The following is an 18,997-nucleotide window of genomic DNA, read 5'->3' as shown; positions in this document are numbered from 1 at the left end:
AGTTTCAGGATTTCGTCGCGAACGGGTTCGCAATGGCTACTTTACGCTCGGCAAGCCCATCAGGCCCCATGCGATGGCACCCGCACTGACAAGGTCGTCCCCTCCCCCGGCTCGCTTTCCAGTGACAACTGTCCGCCCATGATCAACACGCGCTCGCGCATGCCGACCAGGCCAAAGGACGTCGGCCGGTCTGCGCAGGCAATAAATCCTACACCGTCATCGCTTACCGTCAGGCACAACTGGTCGCCTTGCTGCTCCAGCGTCAGCTCCACGGTATGCGCCTGGGCATGGCGCATGACATTGGTCAGCGCCTCCTGGAGGATCCGGAACAGGCCGATGGCCTTGGCGTCGCTCAGGGGCGGCAAATTGTCCGGCACCTGCACCAGGCACGGAATCTGCGTGCGCGCCTCGAAACGCCGAGCCTGCCATTCGATGGCCGAGGCGATACCGGCGTCCAGAATCGGCGGGCGCAACGCTGTCGCCACGTCCCGTACCAGTTGGAACAACTGGGCGATCAAGCGCTTCATGCTGTTGAGCCGTTCCTGCAGGCCAGGATCCAGTTGGGCGTAGGCCAGCTCGCACATGGAGGTTTCCAGTTTCAGCACCGTCAGCATCTGTCCCAGCTCGTCATGGACTTCGCGCGCTATGCGGGCCTTTTCCTCTTCCCGAACGCTTTCCAGGTGTGCCGACAACTCGCGCAATTGTTCCCGGGAACTGGCCAGCTCCAGTTCGATACGCTTGCTTTCAGTGATGTCCCAGACGATGCCGTCCCAGACGTAGGCGCCATCTTCCAGGCGACGCGTGATCGCCTTGATCTCGGCCCAGCGTTCCTGGCCTTCACGGGTCAGGATACGACCTTGCCACGACCAGTCACTGTCACTGTCCAGCGCCAGGTCCTGGGTGCGGTGATAATTGGCCTTGTCCTGCGGGTGCACCAGGCTGCGCAACCCGGTGTCGCTGCGGGCCAGGGTGGCGGGGGAATAACCCACCAGGCTTTCGCTACCTTCACTGATGTAGGCAAAGTCGATCTGGCCGGTAACCGGCGCTCGCTCCAGGCGAAAGACCAGGCCTGGGACGTTGGCGGCAATGCCCTGCAACCGCGCCTCGCTTTCGCGCAGCGCCGCCAGTGCACGACGGCGCTCGGTCACGTCATTGAGGTAGACCACCAGGTACTCGGCGTCGCGAAAACGCAGGAAACTCAGGGAAACGTCGGCCGGCAGGATACTGCCATCGGCACGCATGCACTCGGTCTCGAAACTCTGCGGCCCGTCTTCGCTGGCCCGAGCGCGCTTCCACAGGTTCAGCCAGCGATCCATGTGCAGCCCCGGCTCGAAGTCGATCAACGGCCGGTCGATGATCGCGCCCGGTGCATAACCCAGCATGGTTTCGGCAGCGCGATTGGCGTAGCGCACGTGGCTGTCCCAGTTGACCCAGAGAATGCCCACGGTGCTTTGGTCGATGGAAAATTGTGTCAGGCGCAAGGCCTCTTCACTGGCGGTTCGCTGGACGATGTCCTCCCGCGCGGCACGCAGGCGCCGCTCCAGGCCACGTTGCTGGCGGCGCTGCCAGAACACAATGGCCACGCTACTCAATAGCAGGGCCAGCAGCAACAGGGTCAGGTTCTGCCAAAAGCCCGGGGTCTCGGTCAGGCGCGGGTATTTTGGCTTCAGCCAACGGCTGTGCAGTTGCTCCAAGTCCTTGGCCGGAATGGCCTGCAGGGTAGCGTCGATAATCCCGGCCAGCTCCGGCCAGTCTCGACGCGTGGCAACACGGAGCAACTGCGGCACGCCGATGTCGCCCACTACCACCAGTTCGGCGAATTCGGGCTCGACCATCAGCCGCCCGAGCTGTGCCTCATCGACCACTGCATATCGAGTCTGCTGGGTCAGCAGCAATTGCAAGGCCTCCCGCTCCATCGGCACGCCCTGGAGGTTGAGCATTGGGAAGTTGCTGCGCAGGTAGTCCGCCGTGGCACTGGGCATGCGCACGGCAACGCGGGCCTGCGGATCAAGCTTTTCCAGCTCCACGCCCTCGGCGCCTTTCTGCGCACCGACGATCAATTGCGGCACGCGCATATAAGGGTCGGAGAACTGCCAAAGCCTGAGCCCGACCGGGGTCTGGGTCAGGCCTGGGGCGATATCCACTTCGCCGTCGCGCACCGCAGCTTCCAGTTGCGTCACGTCCTGAAAATTGCGCCAGGTCAGTTCAATATTCAGGGCCTTGCCCAACCACTGCATCAATTCGACATGGGTACCGGATAGACGCTGCAGGCGCCGGTCGTATTGCGCGTAGGGCGCCTGCAACACCAGGCCGACCCGCAGCTGTGGATGCTGCGTCAACCACTGGCGCTGCTCAGCACTCAATTGCACGCCGTGGGTCTGCGGCGCGGGGGCAGCCCACGCCATCAAGGGAAGCCATAAACAGCCGATAACCCACAGGCAGCAAAAACGCATCATCGAAGTCTCATGCACTGACAAATACTGACCAACCCATTAGGCTGCCGGAAATACTTCTGGTCATGGAATATCCGATGCCCTCTGTTTATCGCCTGGCATTGCCAGCATTGTGCCTGTCGTTGATCCTGCCGAGTGCATTTTCTGTACAGGCTGGCGAACCAGCGCCCGTCGCGGCGGAACAATCCACCGAGGCGAAACCGGTCGAACGCCAGCCCTTGCTCGAGCGTAGCCAGGAAGAAGCGCTGGCGCTTGCACGAAAAGTCCCGCCGCAGGAACAGCAGCAGCTACAAACCGGCAGCGATTCTTTTCTCGCCCTGTGGAAACCGGCCAACACCAGCGACCCCAAGGGCGCCGTCATCATTATTCCAGGCGCCGGCGAAACCGCAGACTGGCCTCAGGCAATCGGCCCGTTGCGCAAAAAACTGCCCGACGCCGAGTGGAGCAGCCTGGCTATCACGCTGCCGGACCTGCAAAGCGACGTCATCGCCCCCCGCACGGTAGAAGCTTCGCCGCAGACCAAGCCAGCCGATGTGGTTGCCGCCGCGCCGGACGCCACCACCGCAGCGCCAATCGAGCAAGTTGCAGGAGGCGAAGCCGATGCGGTAGATCCGGCCGTCGCCGAAACCGGTGAAGAACCCGCCAACGCCGACGCCGAGCGTATTTTCGCGCGCATTGATGCGGCATTGGCCTACGCCGAACTACAGAGCTCGCGCCGTATTGTGCTGCTGGGCCACGGTACCGGGGCCTATTGGGCAGCCCGCTACCTTAGCGAAAAGCAGCCGGCGCAAATCGAACGCTTCGTGATGGTTGCGGCCCAGACACCCGTTGCCGCCAAACCCGGCCTGGCTGAACTGACGCCAACCCTGAAGTTGGCGACCGCCGATCTCTTCTATATGGACAAGCCGCTGGACCGCAACGCGGCGCTGGAACGTTTGCAGGCAAGCAAGCGGTTGAAGGGGGCAAACTTCAGCCAGGTCTCCCTCAAGGCCTTGCCGAACCCGTCGGCGGAGCAGGAGCAGCTGTTTCGCCGGGTTCGGGGTTGGTTGAATCCGCAAAGTCCAGGGGAATAAGGGCTGGTTCTTCGCCGCAGAGGCTAACGGAAATCCCGCCGTTCGCGAATCAACCGATAGGCGTTGTGCAGTTCCCTGGTCCTGTCGGTCGCTTCACGCACCTGCAAGGGCGTCGCCCCGCTGCCAGCGATCTTGTCCGGGTGATGGCGACTGAGCAGGCGACGGTAAGCCCGCTTGATTTGCGAGGGTTCGCTGGTGGCGCAAACCCCGAGCAACCGCAGCGCTTGCTGATAGGTCACGCCGCTGCTGGGCTGAGACAATCTCTGCGGTTCGTAATCCATGGCCAGCGCCTGGACCTGCTGCGGCGTCCAGCCCAGCCACTTGCCCCACCGGGCAAGCAACTCGCGCTCACTGACGCCTGCGCGGCCATCGGCCCAGACCATCCGCCAGCAAGCCCTTAGTACGCCTTCCGCCGCGTGGGGCTGAGTGGCGAGGCGACGCAGATAACCGCGCAAACGATCATTCTCCGACTTGCCTCGGTTGAACGCCGCAATGGCGCGACGTTGCGCCGGCTCGCTCAGATCGAGCGCGCGCATCTCCTGGCGAGCCTGCTGGATGTGCCCATCGACGACCCGTCCGTCGCTCTTCGCCAGGCGCCCCAACAATACAAACAACAATTCATCGTTGCGTAACGCCGGGCGCCCGCCCAGGCGTTCACGCAGTTGCGCCCAGCTGTGCAGGTCCAAGCGCCGGTCCAGCGCCTGACCCAACAACGCGCCGAGCATGGCCCCCGGGATGCTGGCTATGGCATAGCCCGCTCCCGCTCCGATCAGAGTCCCTGGCCACCACATATCAACGGCTCGCTTCTATCAATGTTTCAACCTGCGTCAAACGTTCATGGGTTCCGACATCTATCCAATGCCCTTCCAGGCGCTCGCCGCTGACCTGCCCTTGCGCGATGGCGTTGCGCAGCAACGGCGCCAGCTTGAACGCGCCGTCCACGCAACCATCGAACAACCGTGGATGCAAGACAGCGATGCCGCTATAGGTCAGTTTGTCGGCAGTGGACGCCCCTTCATGAACCGTTCCATCGGCCAGGGCGAAATCGCCCCCGGGGTGATGCGCAGGATTGTCCACCAACACCAGGTGAGCCAAGCCGTCGAGCGGCCGGCGCAAGGCGTTGAAATCGAAATCGGTCCATATGTCGCCATTGACCACCAGGAACGCTTCATCGCCCAGCAGCCCAAGCGCACGGAAAATTCCGCCACCGGTTTCCAACGGCTCGCCTTCCGGGGAATACGTTATGCGCAGGCCAAACCGCGAACCCTCCCCAAGATGGTCTTCGATCTGCTGGCCGAGCCAGGCGTGATTGATCACGATCTCGCTGAACCCGGCGGCGGCCAGCGACCGCAGGTGATATTCAATCAAGGGGATGCCGGCGACGCGGATCAACGGCTTGGGCGTGGTAAGCGTCAAGGGGCGCATGCGCTCGCCCTTGCCCGCCGCCAGGATCATCGCCTTCATGCGGTCGCTCCAGGCGATTGCCGCAGGCTGCAAAGCAGCTCATCGAGCGGCGCCAGTTCCGGGCGACGAGCGATGACCGCTCCTATATAAGCAAGGAAGCGCGGCACATCACCCAGGTAACGCGGCTTGCCATCACGATGACAGATACGCGCGAAGATCCCGATAACCTTCAGATGGCGCTGCACCCCCATCAAGTCGCTGGCTCGAAAGAAATCCTCGAGATCCGGCTGGACGGGAATGCCGAGGGCGCCGGCCTGCTGCCAGTAATCCTCCAGCCAGCCGCGCACACGTTCTTCGGGCCAACTGAGGAAGGCGTCCTTGAACAGACAGGTCACGTCGTAGGTTACCGGGCCATAGACCGCATCCTGAAAATCCAGCACGCCAGGATTCGGTTCACTGAGCATCAGGTTGCGCGGCATGTAGTCGCGGTGCACCAGCACTTTGGGCTGTGCCAGGGCGCTGTCGATCAGTAGATCACTGGCCTGTTGCCAAAGCTGTTGCTGTGCTCCATCGAACTCGATGCCGAGCTCGCGCTTGACGTACCACTCAGGAAACAGTTCCAGCTCGCGACGCAGCAACGCGACGTCATAGCTGGGCAACGGGGCTACCTTCGGCAGTTGCTGAAAAGCCAGCAAGGCTTGCAGGGCATCGCGGAATAAATCGTCGGCATTTGCGCCGTTGATTACATCCAGATAGGTCTGGTTGCCCAAGTCATTGAGCAAAAGAAAACCGCGCTCGAGGTCCTCGGCATAAATTTTTGGCACGTTGATGCCGGATTTTGCCAGCAAAAAAGCGACGTCCACGAAGGGTTTGCAGTTTTCCTGGGGCGGTGGCGCGTCCATGACGATCAAACTGCGCCCCTCGCCTTCCCAGCGAAAATATCGCCGAAAACTCGCGTCGCTGCTGGCCGCGGTCAATGTGGCCGGGGGTACGGCACCCCAACCCTGTTGATTGAAAAGGGTCGGCAGTTGCTCATCGAGCCAAACTTTCAGGTGTTGCAGGCGTACATCTTGGTCGGGCATTGCAAGGGTCTCCGACGGCGCTAGCCGTCAAGCGGGTCATGCTTTATTATCCAGCATCTTTTTCAGACCATCGAGAGGCGTGCGGCCCACACCGCGGGCAGATGGCACGCAGGAAGCCCGGACTAATAAGATGGCATTGAAATCCCCCGCGTTTCGTAAAAAATTTCCGTTGCTGGTCACCGGCAGTCTGCTGGCCCTGCAACCCCTGGCCTCTTCATTCGTCGTCGCGGCGCAGCAGTATGACTGCTCCGTCTCCGCTTCGGGTGCCTGGGACTGTTCACCCAAGACTCCGGCCGCCGCATTGCCGCCGCGCCCCGTGCATGAAGGCAGCGCGGTCGCCGACAGTCACAGCGCCCCGGCCGAGAGCGGTCCCGGTGAAGAAGCCGGCGAAAAGCCGATGCTCGTCACCGAAGCCAAGGGCCGAGGCCTGAAGTCGCGCAGTGCAGACTACAGTCACCTGGACTGGGTTCCGCGCGAAAACCTCACGCCTGCGCAACTGGCTGAAACCGGCCCTTACTGCGCCGGCGCGTATATCGAACCGACGCGTCCTGGCATGAACGACAAGACGGCCAAAAGCGACGCCCCGACGTTCCTGGGCGCCAAGGCTTCGCGCTACGAGCAGGAACAGCAGGTGGCAACCCTGGCCGGTGACGTCGTCATGCGCCAGGGCAGCATGCAGGTCGAGGCCGACGAGGCCAGCCTGTACCAGGCCGAGAACCGCGGCGAGCTGAGCGGCAACGTGCGAGTCCGCGACAACGGTGCGCTGATTGTCGGCGACCACGCCGATGTGCAGCTGGACACCGGTGAAGCCAAGGTCGACAACGCCGAATACGTGATGCACAAATCGCGCATCCGCGGTAATGCGCTGTACGCCAAGCGCGCCGAAAACGCGATCATTCGTCTCAAGGACGGTACGTACACCACGTGCGAACCGGGCAGCAACGCGTGGACGCTCAAGGGCAACAACATCACCTTGAACCCGGCCACAGGCTTCGGTACCGCGACCAACGTGACACTGCGCGTCAAGGACATTCCGGTCCTGTACACGCCTTACATCTACTTCCCGATCGACGACCGCCGCCAGTCCGGCTTCCTGCCGCCGACCATCGGCAGCGGCAGCGATACCGGCTTCCTGCTGGTCACTCCGTACTACTTCAACCTGGCACCTAACTACGACGCCACGTTGTACCCGCGCTACATGAGCAAGCGCGGCCTGTTGATGGAAGGCGAGTTCCGTTACCTGACCCCGACCAGCGAAGGTCAGTTCGGCGCCGCGTACCTCAACGATGAAAATGATGACCGTAGCGGGCAGACCGATTACGACAAGACCCGCTATATGTACAACTGGCAGCACAAGGGCGGCCTGGATTCGCGCGTGCTGACGGAAGTCGACTACACCAAGATCAGCGATCCGTATTATTTCCAGGATCTGCAGACCGATCAGATTGGCGTCGAGTCACGGGACCATGTGAATCAGCAAGGTGCGGTCAGCTATCGCGGTGACACGTACACCGCACGCTTGAACGTTCAGGCCTATCAGATGGCCACGATTTCGAACATCACGCCTTACGACCGTTTGCCGCAGATCACTTTCAACGGTGCGCTGCCGCAACACCCGGGGGGCTTGGACTTTGCCTATAGCACTGAGTTCGTGCGGTTTGATCGTGATCTGCGGACCGGCAACTACATTGACGAAAACGACAACGCCGAGCGATTCCTTGACACCAACGTCTTCGGCTTGGCCCGTGCCACCGGCGACCGGATGAATCTGGCGCCTGTGGTCAGCCTCCCAATGAACGCAAGTTATGGCTTCATCAAGCCATCGCTCAAGTACCAGTACACTCAGTACGATCTGGACCTTGATAGCCAGGGCAAAGCTGATATTGCCACACAAGGCCCAGAGGGCGACCGCCTGAACGGCACCTATAGCAGCAGCCAGAACCGTGGCGTTCCAATCGCCAGCATCGACAGCGGTCTGTATTTCGATCGTGATACCCAGTGGTTCGGCAAAAACTACCGTCAGACACTGGAACCCCGCCTGTTCTATCTGTATGTACCAGAGAAGGACCAGAGCGATATTCCAGTATTTGACACCAGTGAATCGACTTTCAACTACTCCTCGCTATTCCGGGATAACCGCTTCACCGGCTCCGACCGTGTCGGCGACGAGAACAAGCTGTCCTTGGGCGTCACCAACCGCTGGATCGAAGAAAACGGCTTCGAGCGTCAACGCATCAGTGTTGGCCAGGCCCTGTACTTCAAGGATCGTGAGGTCCAGTTGCCAGGTATCGATGCCCGAACTCGGGACGATGCACATTCCGACGTTTCGCCCTATGCGCTGGAATACGAATATCGTTGGAACCGCGACTGGCGCACCACGGCCGAGTACAACTGGGACCCGGACACCCACAGCCCTCGCTCGGGCAGCGCGATGTTCCACTACCAGCCGGAAGACAACCCGAACAAGGTTATCAACGCCGGTTATCGCTATCGCAACGACCAGATTCGTTACGACCAAACCACCGGCCAATGGCAAGTGGGTGGCGGCGACTACGGCACCCCCGGCCAGCCTGGCTACGTGAAGGACTACTACAAGATCAAGCAGCACGATTTCTCGGTCATCTGGCCGATCGTGCCGCAGTGGAGCGCAATCAGCCGCTGGCAGTATGACTACAACCGCAACCGTACCCTGGAAGCCTTTGGTGGTTTCGAATACGACAACTGCTGCTGGAAACTGCGCCTGATCCAACGTTACTGGGTCGACTATGAAGAGTTCAGTCAAGCCGCCCCGGAAAACGAAAAAGGTGACCGCGGCGTCTTCCTCCAAATTGTTCTGAAGGGACTCGGCGGCCTGACCGGCGCCAAGGTAGAGACCTTCCTCGACAAAGGCATCCAAGGTTATCGTGAACGTGAAGATCAAGCTTTCTGATTGTCTGCGCCCGCTGATGCTGGGCGCGCTGTTCCTGGGTACCGCGGCGAACGCCGCGATACAGTCCATCGACAAGGTAATGGCCATCGTCGACAACGACGTGGTCATGCAGAGCCAACTGGACCAGCGGGTCCATGAAGTGCAGCAAACCATCGCCAAGCGTGGCGGTGGACTGCCACCACCGGGCGTGCTGGACCAGCAGGTGCTCGAGCGCCTGATCGTCGAAAACCTGCAACTGCAGATCGGCGAACGTTCCGGCATCCGCATCACCGATGAAGAACTGAACCAGGCCGTTGGCACCATTGCCCAGCGCAACAATATGACCATCGACCAGTTCCGCGCCGCCCTGGCCCGCGACGGCTTGTCCTTTGAAGATGCCCGCGACCAGATCCGTCGCGAGATGATCATCAGCCGGGTACGTCAGCGCCGCGTGGCAGAACGCATCCAGGTATCCGAGCAGGAAGTGAAGAACTTCCTGGCTTCCGACCTCGGCAAGATGCAGCTGTCTGAAGAACTGCACCTGGCGAATATCCTGATTCCTACGCCGGAAAGTGCCAACTCCGAAGCCATTCAGAGTGCTTACCGTCAGGCAATGGACGTTTACCAGCAGCTCAAGCAAGGCGCTGACTTTGGCCAGATGGCGGTAGCCCGCTCGGCCAGTGAAAACGCCTTGGAAGGCGGCGACATGGGCTGGCGCAAGGCTGCCCAGTTGCCACCTCCGTTCGACCGCGAGCTCAGCACCATGGCTGTGGGCGACATTACCCAGCCGGCCCGCACCCCCGGCGGCTTCATCATTCTGAAACTGTTGGAAAAACGCGGTGGCGGTACCCAGGTGCGTGACGAAGTGCATGTTCGCCATATCCTGATCAAACCAAGCGAAATCCGCAGCGAAGCCGAGACCCAGCGTCTGGCCGAGAAGCTGTACGAGCGCATCACCTCGGGCGAAGACTTCGCGGAACTGGCGAAGAGCTTCTCGGAAGATCCCGGATCAGCCCTGAACGGCGGCGATCTGAACTGGGTCGACCCAAACGCGCTGGTTCCCGAGTTCCGCCAGGTCATGGCCGAAACACCGCAAGGCCAGTTGTCCAAGCCATTCAAGAGTCCTTATGGCTGGCACGTACTGGAAGTCCTTGGCCGCCGCGCCACCGACAGCACCACCCAGGCGCGCGAGCAACAGGCGATGACGGTATTGCGTAACCGCAAGTACGACGAAGAGCTGCAAACCTGGCTCCGTCAGATTCGCGACGAAGCCTACGTCGAAATCAAACTCCCTGGTGCAGACCAGGCAGCGCAGTGAAACCCAAGCGTTTCGCGCTGACACCCGGCGAGCCTGCCGGCATTGGTCCCGACCTGTGCCTGCTGCTCGCCTCGCAAGCCCAGCCGCACCCCCTGATCGCCATCACCAGCCGCGACCTGCTCCTTGAGCGGGCCGCGCAGCTGGGCGTGGCCATAAACCTGCTATCGGTGGCGCCAGACGCCTGGCCGGATGCCCCGGCGCCTGCTGGCAGTATGTATGTCTGGGATACGCCCTTGGGTGCCCCCGTCGTCACCGGGCACTTGGACAAGGCCAACGCCGCATTCGTCCTGCTAACCCTGACCCGCGCCGGCCAAGGCTGCCTGGAGGGGGCGTTCGCAGGCATGATCACCGCCCCCGTGCACAAGGGCGTGATCAACGAATCCGGAATTGCCTTTTCCGGACACACCGAATTCCTGGCAGACCTGACCCACACCGAGCAAGTGGTGATGATGCTCGCTACCCGTGGACTGCGCGTGGCCCTGGTGACCACTCACCTGCCCTTGCGGGACATCGCCGATGCCATCACCCCGGAACGCCTGGAACGGGTCACGCGCATCCTGCACACCGACCTCCAGGAAAAATTCGGCATCGCCCGGCCTCGTATCCTGGTGTGCGGACTCAACCCCCACGCTGGCGAAAGCGGACACCTGGGCCGTGAAGAAATCGACATCATCGAACCTACATTGGAGCGCTTGCGCAGCGAGGGCATGGACCTGCGTGGCCCGCTGCCTGCCGACACTCTATTTACTCCCAAATACCTGGAGCACTGCGACGCAGTGCTGGCGATGTACCACGACCAGGGCCTGCCCGTGCTGAAGTACAAAGGCTTCGGCGCGGCGGTCAACGTGACCCTGGGCCTGCCGATCATCCGCACGTCAGTGGATCACGGCACTGCCTTGGACCTGGCCGGCAGCGGCAAGATCGACACCGGCAGCCTGCAAGTCGCGCTGGAAACCGCCTACCAGATGGCCGAGACCCATTTATGACCGAGCAATACCAACACCGCGCGCGCAAGCGCTTCGGCCAGAACTTCCTGCATGACGCAGGCGTGATCGATCGCATCCTGCGCTCCATCAATGCCAAGCCCGATGACCGATTGCTCGAGATCGGGCCGGGCCAGGGCGCGTTGACCGAAGGTCTGCTCGACAGCGGCGCGCAACTGGACGTGGTGGAGCTGGACAAGGACCTGGTCCCGATCCTTAACCAGCAGTTCGCCGGCAAGAGCAATTTCAACCTGCATCAGGGCGACGCGCTGAAGTTCGACTTCAACAGCCTGAATGCAGCGCCGGGCAGCCTTCGAGTCGTCGGCAACCTGCCGTACAACATTTCCACGCCGCTGATTTTCCACCTGCTGAACAATGCCGGCCTGATCCGAGACATGCACTTCATGCTGCAGAAAGAAGTGGTCGAGCGACTCGCCGCCGGTCCTGGCGGAGGCGACTGGGGTCGCTTGTCGATCATGGTCCAGTACCATTGCCGGGTCGATCACCTGTTCAACGTGGGGCCTGGCGCGTTCAACCCGCCGCCGAAAGTCGACTCCGCCATCGTCCGCCTGGTGCCCCATGCGGTCCTGCCGCACCCAGCCAAGGACCATCGCCTGCTGGAGCGCGTTGTGCGCGAAGCCTTCAATCAGCGTCGCAAAACCTTGCGCAACACCTTGAAGCTGTTGCTCAGCAGCACCGAGATCGAAGCCTCCGGCGTCGACGGCAGCTTGCGCCCCGAGCAATTGGACCTGGCGGCGTTCGTACGCTTGGCCGACACGCTCAGCGAACAGGTAGCGCCCAAGGCCGATGCCAGCTGACAAGCCATGACGCTATCGGGCAGTACGCCGGTCTGGTCTACTACCCGATACTTGGCCTAGACTGACCTCTTCAGTTACGCCCGCGTCCCGCTTCCAAGGCCCTTTTGCATGTCCGATCCTCGTTATAAGGTCGACGTCAGCGTCGCCACCCGCTTTCTGGCAGAACAGTCGCAACCCGAGCACAACCGTTTCGCCTTCGCCTACACCATCACCGTGCGCAACGACGGCTCGTTACCGGCCAGGTTGCTGTCGCGGCATTGGGTCATTACCAATGGCGACGGTCATGTCGAAGAAGTACGCGGTGAAGGCGTGGTCGGCCAGCAACCGTTGATCGACGCGGGTCAGAGCCACAGCTACAGCAGCGGCACCGTGATGACCACCCAGGTCGGTACCATGCAGGGCACCTACCAGATGCTGGCCGAAGACGGTAAACACTTCGACGCCATCATCAAGCCCTTTCGCCTGGCGGTGCCTGGAGCGTTGCACTGATGGCGACGTATGCGGTCGGTGACCTGCAAGGCTGCCTCGACCCGCTCAAGTGCTTGCTCGAACGGGTCGCGTTCGATCCGCAAAAAGACACGCTCTGGCTGGTGGGCGACTTGGTCAATCGGGGCCCGCAGTCGCTCGAAACCCTTCGTTTCCTCTATGGTATCCGTCAGTCGCTGGTGTGCGTGCTGGGCAATCATGACCTGCACCTGCTGGCCGCCTGGCGGAATATCGAGCGCTTGAAAAAGTCCGACACATTGAGCGAAATTCTCGATGCCCCGGACTGCATCGAGCTACTCGAATGGTTGCGCCAGCAAAACCTCATGCACTACGACGAGGCGCGCAATCTGGCGCTGGTCCATGCCGGCATCCCGCCCCAGTGGTCACTGCGCAAGGCATTGAAATGCGCCAGCGAGGTTGAGCAGGCGTTGCGTGACGACAACCTGTTCGGCCCCTACCTGGATGGCATGTACGGCAATGAGCCAGTCAAGTGGGACAATGATCTCACCGGCGCGGCGCGCCTTCGTGTCATCACCAATTATTTCACCCGCATGCGCTTCTGCACCCGCGACGGCAAGCTTGATCTCAAGGGCAAGGAAGGCATCGAAACCGCCCCGCCCGGCTACGCCCCTTGGTTCAAGCACAAGGAACGCAAGACCCGGAACCTGAAGATCATCTTTGGGCATTGGGCTGCGCTTGAGGGTCAAAGCGACGAGCCTGGCGTCTTCGCCCTCGATACGGGCTGCGTCTGGGGCAGCGCGATGACGCTGATGAATGTCGACACCGGCGAGTTGCTGCGCTGCGATTGCGCCGACGACGGCCACGCCAAACCTCAACAACCGTTCACTGCATTATTGCCGGCCGGCACTGCCATTTGATCGGCTTTGCACTAAGGCCACAGGAGTCCCGTATGACCGAATTCAAACGCATCTCTCCCGAACAAGCCCAGGCCCTGCGTGAACAGGGTGCCGTCGTCGTCGATGTGCGCGACCCAGCCACCTTTGCGGCTTTGCATATCAGCGGCTCCAAGCATCTGGACAACCATTCGCTGGCCGATTTCATCCGTGCCGCCGATCTCGATGCGCCTACCGTTGTGGTTTGCTACCACGGCAACTCCAGCCAGAGCGCAGCGGGTTACCTGGTCAGCCAGGGCTTCAGCGATGTCTACAGCCTGGACGGCGGTTTTGAACTGTGGCGCGCGACTTATCCTGACGAAACAGCGCAAGGCACTCACGAATAATTTTTTATGACACCCAAGCCCACGAGAACCGCGGGCTTGGGTGATGGCAGACGAACGGTCTGCCACAACTAATTACGTATTCAACCTTTACCTCTCCGATTCCGAACTATCCTTAGCCTCAGGCCATCCAAAACAGGGGAGAGCCGGTACACCGGCGCGCGGGTCATCGGGAGTCAGCTTTCAGGAGTGTGCATTCTTGAAAGCATTCTGGGGGGTAAACGGCAACTGGGCTCCCAGCGGCTGTCCAGCATCGACTGATTGATCCGACACCGGCTCCACGTATCGAGCGAGGTGACGTCATGAGTATTTTTAGCCACTTCCAGCAACGTTTCGAGTCCACGCGGCAGGAGGAGTACTCGCTGCAGGAATACCTCGAACTCTGCAAGCAGGACCGCAGTGCCTACGCATCGGCCGCGGAGCGTTTGTTGCTGGCGATCGGAGAACCGGAACTGCTGGACACCTCGACCAACTCGAGGCTCTCGCGGATTTTTTCCAACAAAGTGATCCGCCGCTATCCGGCCTTTGCGGACTTCCATGGGATGGAAGAATGCATCGAACAGATCGTGTCCTATTTCCGCCATGCCGCCCAAGGCCTGGAAGAGAAGAAACAAATCCTTTATCTGCTCGGCCCCGTGGGCGGTGGTAAATCGTCCCTGGCCGAAAAACTCAAGCAACTGATCGAGAAGGTGCCCTTCTACGCCATCAAGGGCTCGCCAGTCTTCGAATCCCCGCTGGGGCTGTTCAATGCCACCGAAGACGGCGAGATTCTCGAAGAGGACTTCGGCATTCCTCGTCGTTACCTCAATACCATCATGTCGCCATGGGCCACCAAGCGCTTGGCCGAATTCGGCGGTGACATCAGCCAGTTCCGCGTGGTCAAGCTCTATCCATCGATCCTCAATCAGATCGCGGTGGCCAAGACCGAACCCGGGGATGAAAACAACCAGGACATATCGGCCTTGGTGGGTAAAGTCGATATTCGCAAGCTGGAGGAATTCCCGCAGAACGACGCCGACGCCTATAGCTATTCCGGCGCACTGTGCAGGGCCAACCAAGGCCTGATGGAATTCGTCGAAATGTTCAAGGCGCCCATCAAGGTGCTGCACCCACTGCTAACCGCCACCCAGGAAGGCAACTACAACAGTACCGAGGGCCTGGGGGCTATTCCGTTCACCGGCATATTGCTGGCTCACTCCAACGAATCGGAATGGCACACTTTCCGCAACAACAAGAACAACGAAGCCTTCATCGACCGGATCTACATCGTCAAGGTGCCGTACTGCCTGCGAGTATCGGATGAGGTAAAAATCTACGACAAGCTGCTGTTCAACAGCTCGCTGTCCAAGGCCCATTGCGCGCCCGACACGCTGAAAATGCTTGCCCAGTTCACCGTATTGTCGCGTCTCAAGGAGCCGGAAAACTCCAACATTTATTCAAAAATGCGCGTGTACGACGGCGAAAATCTCAAGGACACCGATCCAAAGGCCAAGTCGATTCAGGAGTACCGCGACAACGCCGGCGTGGATGAAGGGATGAATGGTCTGTCGACGCGTTTTGCGTTCAAGATCCTGTCCAAGGTCTTCAACTTCGATCCCCATGAAATCGCCGCCAACCCGGTCCACCTGTTGTACGTGCTCGAACAGCAGATCGAGCAGGAACAGTTCCAGGCGGAAACCCGCGAACGCTACCTGCGCTTCCTCAAGGAATACCTGGCGCCCCGCTACATCGAGTTCATCGGCAAGGAAATCCAGACGGCCTACCTGGAGTCCTACAGCGAGTACGGTCAGAACATTTTCGATCGTTATGTGCTGTACGCGGATTTCTGGATCCAGGACCAGGAATATCGGGACCCGGAAACCGGCGAAATCCTCAATCGCGTAGCACTCAACGAAGAGCTGGAAAAAATCGAGAAACCGGCCGGCATCAGCAATCCGAAGGATTTCCGCAACGAGATCGTCAACTTCGTGCTGCGTGCCCGGGCCAACAACAACGGCAAGAACCCGACGTGGCTCAGCTACGAGAAGCTGCGGGTGGTCATCGAGAAGAAAATGTTCTCCAACACCGAAGACCTGCTGCCTGTCATCAGCTTCAACGCCAAGGCCAGCAAGGAGGACCAGCAAAAACACAACGACTTCGTCACACGCATGGTCGAACGTGGCTACACCGACAAACAGGTACGGCTGCTCTCCGAGTGGTACCTGCGGGTCCGTAAATCACAATAGCCAGCTACAAGCCGCAAGCAACAAGCTGCAAGAAGAAAGCGCGTGAACCCCGGAGCTGGGTAACTGCTTCTACTTGCAGCTTGCAGCTCACAACTTGCAGCTGCCCGGAGGGTCCCCATGAGCTATGTGATCGACCGACGCCTGAATGGCAAGAACAAGAGCACGGTAAACCGCCAGCGTTTTCTGCGGCGCTACCGTGACCACATCAAGAAAGCCGTCGAAGAGGCGGTCAGCCGGCGCTCCATTACGGACATGGAACACGGCGAACAGATCAGCATCCCCGGCCGCGACATCGACGAGCCGGTGCTTCACCATGGTCGCGGTGGCAAACAGACTGTCGTGCATCCTGGAAACAAGGAATTCACCAGCGGCGAGCACATCCCCCGGCCACCAGGTGGAGGCGGTGGCAAGGGGCCTGGCAAGGCCGGCAACTCTGGCGAAGGCATGGACGAGTTCGTGTTCCAGATCACCCAGGAGGAATTCCTTGAGTTCATGTTCGAGGACCTGGAGCTGCCTAACCTGGTCAAGCGCAACCTGACTGGCACCGACACCTTCAAGACGGTGCGTGCCGGTATCAGCAACGAAGGCAATCCATCGCGTATCAATATAATCCGCACCCTTCGCTCGGCCCATGCCCGACGCATCGCGCTGTCGGGCAGCAGCCGGGCAAAACTGCGCGAGGCCAAGGAGGAACTGGCCCGCCTTAAAAGAGAAGAACCCGACAATTTCGGCGACATTCAAAACCTGGAAGCGGAAATCGAGAAACTCAGCGCCCGCATCCATCGCGTACCGTTCCTCGACACCTTCGACCTTAAATACAACCTGCTGGTAAAGCAACCGAATCCCAGCTCCAAGGCGGTAATGTTCTGCCTGATGGACGTGTCCGGCTCCATGACCCAGGCCACCAAGGACATCGCCAAGCGGTTCTTCATCTTGTTGTACCTGTTCCTGAAAAGAAACTACGACAAGATCGACGTGGTGTTCATCCGCCATCACACCAGCGCCCGGGAGGTCGACGAAGAAGAGTTCTTCTATTCCAGGGAAACCGGCGGCACCATCGTTTCCAGCGCCTTGAAGCTGATGCAGGAAATCATGGCTGAACGCTACCCGGCCAACGAATGGAACATCTACGCGGCGCAGGCGTCCGACGGTGACAACTGGAACGATGACTCGCCCATCTGCCGGGACATTCTCATCAACCAGATCATGCCGTTCGTCCAGTACTACACCTACGTGGAAATTACCCCACGCGAACATCAGGCGCTGTGGTACGAATACGAACGCATCGCCGAAGCCTTTTCCGATACGTTTGCCCAGCAGCAGCTGGTCTCGGCCGGGGATATCTACCCGGTCTTCCGTGAACTCTTCCAGCGCAGGTTAGTGACATGACCGCCAAAAAAGAGCAGAAGCGCCAGCCTATTTCCACCGGCTCCGAGTGGACATTCGAGCTGATCCAGGCCTACGACCGCGAAATCAGCCGTATCGCGGACCGCTATGCATTGGACACCTACCCAAACCAGATCGAAGTGATCACCGCCGAGCAAATGATGGACGCCTATGCATCCGTCGGGATGCCGCTGGGTTACCACCACTGGTCCTACGGCAAGCATTTTCTCAGTACGGAGAAATCCTACAGTCGCGGCCAGATGGGGCTGGCCTATGAAATCGTGATCAATTCCGACCCGTGCATCGCGTACCTGATGGAGGAAAACACCATCTGCATGCAAGCGCTGGTAGTGGCTCACGCGTGCTATGGCCACAATAGCTTCTTCAAGGGCAACTACCTGTTCCGCACCTGGACCGATGCCAGCTCGATCATCGATTACCTGGTGTTCGCCAAGCAGTACATCATGCAATGCGAAGAGCGCCACGGGATCGATGCGGTGGAAGACCTGTTGGATTCCTGCCATGCCCTGATGAATTACGGGGTGGACCGCTACAAGCGGCCATATCCGATTTCCGCTGAGGAAGAACGCCGCCGTCAGAAGGACCGTGAGGAGCATCTGCAAAAGCAGATCAATGATCTGTGGCGGACCATTCCCAAAGGCGCCGACAAGTACAGCGAGAAAGACAACGCGCGCTTCCCGGCCGAGCCCCAGGAAAACATCCTGTATTTCATTGAAAAACACGCGCCGCTGTTGGAACCCTGGCAGCGGGAAATCGTGCGCATCGTGCGCAAGATCGCCCAGTATTTCTATCCGCAACGCCAAACCCAGGTCATGAACGAGGGATGGGCGACGTTCTGGCACTACACATTGATGAACGACCTCTATGACGAGGGCCTGGTCACCGATGGCTTCATGATGGAGTTCCTCACGTCCCATACCAGCGTGGTGTTCCAGCCAGGCTTCGACAGTCCGTATTACAGCGGTATCAATCCTTACGCGTTGGGCTTTGCCATGTACCGCGATATCCGGCGCATGTGCGAAAACCCAACCGACGAGGATCGCCACTGGTTCCCGGAAATCGCCGGCTCGGATTGGTTGTCTACCATCAAGTTTGCCATGAGCAGCTTCAAGGACGAGAGTTTCATCCTGCAGTATCTTTCACCCAAGGTAATCCGCGACCTCAAGCTGTTCAGCATCCTTGACGATGACCAGAAGGACGACCTGCTGGTGCCCGCCATCCACGATGAGGGCGGTTATCGCACCATCCGAGAGACTTTGGCGGCGCAATACAACCTGGGCAACCGCGAGCCCAACGTGCAGATCTATAGCATTGATCGTCGCGGGGATCGGTCCCTGACGCTGCGTCATCAACAGCACAACCGTAAACCGTTGGGTGAATCGACTGATGAAGTACTCAAGCACCTGCATCGTCTTTGGGGATTCGACATTCATCTGGAAACCTTGCAGGGCGATCAAGTGATGAGAACCCACCATGTACCACCGCGAAACGAACAAGCCGAAGGAGACTATGGGCGCCTGGACTTGGCCGTTATTCACCTCTGAACTCCGCTTTCGCCTCCGAACGGCCGACGTAAAGGTTTATCCTGTCGGCTCAACGGAGG

15 protein-coding genes are annotated in these 18,997 nt (G+C 60.0%); 11 read left to right on the top strand and 4 right to left on the bottom strand.

All coding sequences use genetic code 11. The annotated features are described in order from the left end of the window. Window positions 1-59 precede the first annotated feature (59 nt). Window positions 60-2,456, bottom strand: coding sequence for a PAS domain-containing sensor histidine kinase (locus J3P95_RS02900; protein ID WP_434560592.1), 2,397 nt, complete (start codon window positions 2,454-2,456; stop codon window positions 60-62). Between the two features lie 74 nt (window positions 2,457-2,530). On the opposite strand from J3P95_RS02900, the gene J3P95_RS02895 reads away from it, so the two are divergent. Further along, window positions 2,531-3,526 (top strand): alpha/beta hydrolase family protein, encoded by a 996-nt coding sequence (locus J3P95_RS02895; protein WP_434578765.1) that lies wholly within the window; start codon window positions 2,531-2,533, stop codon window positions 3,524-3,526. Between the two features lie 23 nt (window positions 3,527-3,549). On the opposite strand, the gene J3P95_RS02890 is transcribed toward J3P95_RS02895, so the two are convergent. From J3P95_RS02890 to J3P95_RS02880, 3 genes are read right to left on the bottom strand one after another with little or no spacing between them, the layout of a single operon-like run. Beyond that, window positions 3,550-4,317 carry a TerB family tellurite resistance protein gene (locus tag J3P95_RS02890; protein ID WP_434560588.1) on the bottom strand — a complete coding sequence of 256 codons (768 nt, stop codon included), beginning with the start codon at window positions 4,315-4,317 and terminating at the stop codon, window positions 3,550-3,552. Window position 4,318: 1 nt separating this feature from the next. Next, window positions 4,319-4,990: an N-acetylmuramate alpha-1-phosphate uridylyltransferase MurU gene (murU, locus tag J3P95_RS02885; RefSeq protein WP_434578767.1), complete on the bottom strand. Its 672-nt coding sequence runs from the start codon at window positions 4,988-4,990 to the stop codon at window positions 4,319-4,321. After that, on the bottom strand, window positions 4,987-6,012 hold the full coding sequence (locus J3P95_RS02880) for an aminoglycoside phosphotransferase family protein (protein ID WP_434560584.1): 1,026 nt from the start codon (window positions 6,010-6,012) through the stop codon (window positions 4,987-4,989). The genes murU and J3P95_RS02880 overlap by 4 nt, the downstream gene beginning before the upstream one ends. A gap of 130 nt (window positions 6,013-6,142) precedes the next feature. Between J3P95_RS02880 and J3P95_RS02875 the strand changes: the two genes are divergently transcribed. The 10 genes from J3P95_RS02875 (at window position 6,143) to J3P95_RS02830 (ending at window position 18,938) form a co-directional block, all read left to right on the top strand. Then, the gene (locus J3P95_RS02875; RefSeq protein ID WP_434560582.1) at window positions 6,143-8,941 is read left to right on the top strand and encodes an LPS-assembly protein LptD; all 2,799 of its coding nucleotides are present in this window, start codon (window positions 6,143-6,145) and stop codon (window positions 8,939-8,941) included. Then, window positions 8,922-10,238 (top strand): peptidylprolyl isomerase SurA, encoded by a 1,317-nt coding sequence (gene surA / locus J3P95_RS02870; protein ID WP_434578770.1) that lies wholly within the window; start codon window positions 8,922-8,924, stop codon window positions 10,236-10,238. The genes J3P95_RS02875 and surA overlap by 20 nt, the downstream gene beginning before the upstream one ends. After that, window positions 10,235-11,224 carry a 4-hydroxythreonine-4-phosphate dehydrogenase PdxA gene (gene pdxA / locus J3P95_RS02865; protein WP_434578772.1) on the top strand — a complete coding sequence of 330 codons (990 nt, stop codon included), beginning with the start codon at window positions 10,235-10,237 and terminating at the stop codon, window positions 11,222-11,224. The genes surA and pdxA overlap by 4 nt, the downstream gene beginning before the upstream one ends. After that, entirely contained in the window at window positions 11,221-12,039 is an 819-nt protein-coding gene (gene rsmA / locus J3P95_RS02860; RefSeq protein ID WP_186614315.1) for a 16S rRNA (adenine(1518)-N(6)/adenine(1519)-N(6))-dimethyltransferase RsmA, read from the top strand. Before pdxA ends, rsmA begins: the two co-directional genes overlap by 4 nt. A 108-nt stretch (window positions 12,040-12,147) precedes the next feature. Then, complete coding sequence (gene apaG, locus J3P95_RS02855; protein WP_434578774.1) at window positions 12,148-12,528, top strand: Co2+/Mg2+ efflux protein ApaG; 381 nt, start codon at window positions 12,148-12,150, stop codon at window positions 12,526-12,528. Then, complete coding sequence (locus J3P95_RS02850; RefSeq protein WP_434578775.1) at window positions 12,528-13,403, top strand: symmetrical bis(5'-nucleosyl)-tetraphosphatase; 876 nt, start codon at window positions 12,528-12,530, stop codon at window positions 13,401-13,403. The genes apaG and J3P95_RS02850 overlap by 1 nt, the downstream gene beginning before the upstream one ends. Window positions 13,404-13,435: 32 nt before the next feature. Next, the gene (gene glpE, locus J3P95_RS02845) at window positions 13,436-13,765 is read left to right on the top strand and encodes a thiosulfate sulfurtransferase GlpE (protein WP_434578776.1); all 330 of its coding nucleotides are present in this window, start codon (window positions 13,436-13,438) and stop codon (window positions 13,763-13,765) included. 299 nt (window positions 13,766-14,064) lie between these two features. Next, a complete protein-coding gene (locus J3P95_RS02840) occupies window positions 14,065-15,987 on the top strand; it encodes a PrkA family serine protein kinase (RefSeq protein ID WP_434560570.1) in 1,923 nt (640 codons plus the stop codon). A 117-nt stretch (window positions 15,988-16,104) separates the two neighbouring features. Further along, window positions 16,105-17,376 carry a YeaH/YhbH family protein gene (locus J3P95_RS02835; RefSeq protein WP_186614303.1) on the top strand — a complete coding sequence of 424 codons (1,272 nt, stop codon included), beginning with the start codon at window positions 16,105-16,107 and terminating at the stop codon, window positions 17,374-17,376. Beyond that, entirely contained in the window at window positions 17,373-18,938 is a 1,566-nt protein-coding gene (locus tag J3P95_RS02830) for a SpoVR family protein (protein ID WP_434560568.1), read from the top strand. The genes J3P95_RS02835 and J3P95_RS02830 overlap by 4 nt, the downstream gene beginning before the upstream one ends. Window positions 18,939-18,997 lie beyond the last annotated feature (59 nt).

The organism is Pseudomonas sp. Z5-35 (genome assembly GCF_051131945.1).
Lineage (GTDB): Bacteria > Pseudomonadota > Gammaproteobacteria > Pseudomonadales > Pseudomonadaceae > Aquipseudomonas > Aquipseudomonas marvdashtae.
The sequence above is the reverse complement of the archived record's forward strand: the minus strand, read 5'-3'. Positions and strand labels throughout refer to the sequence as shown.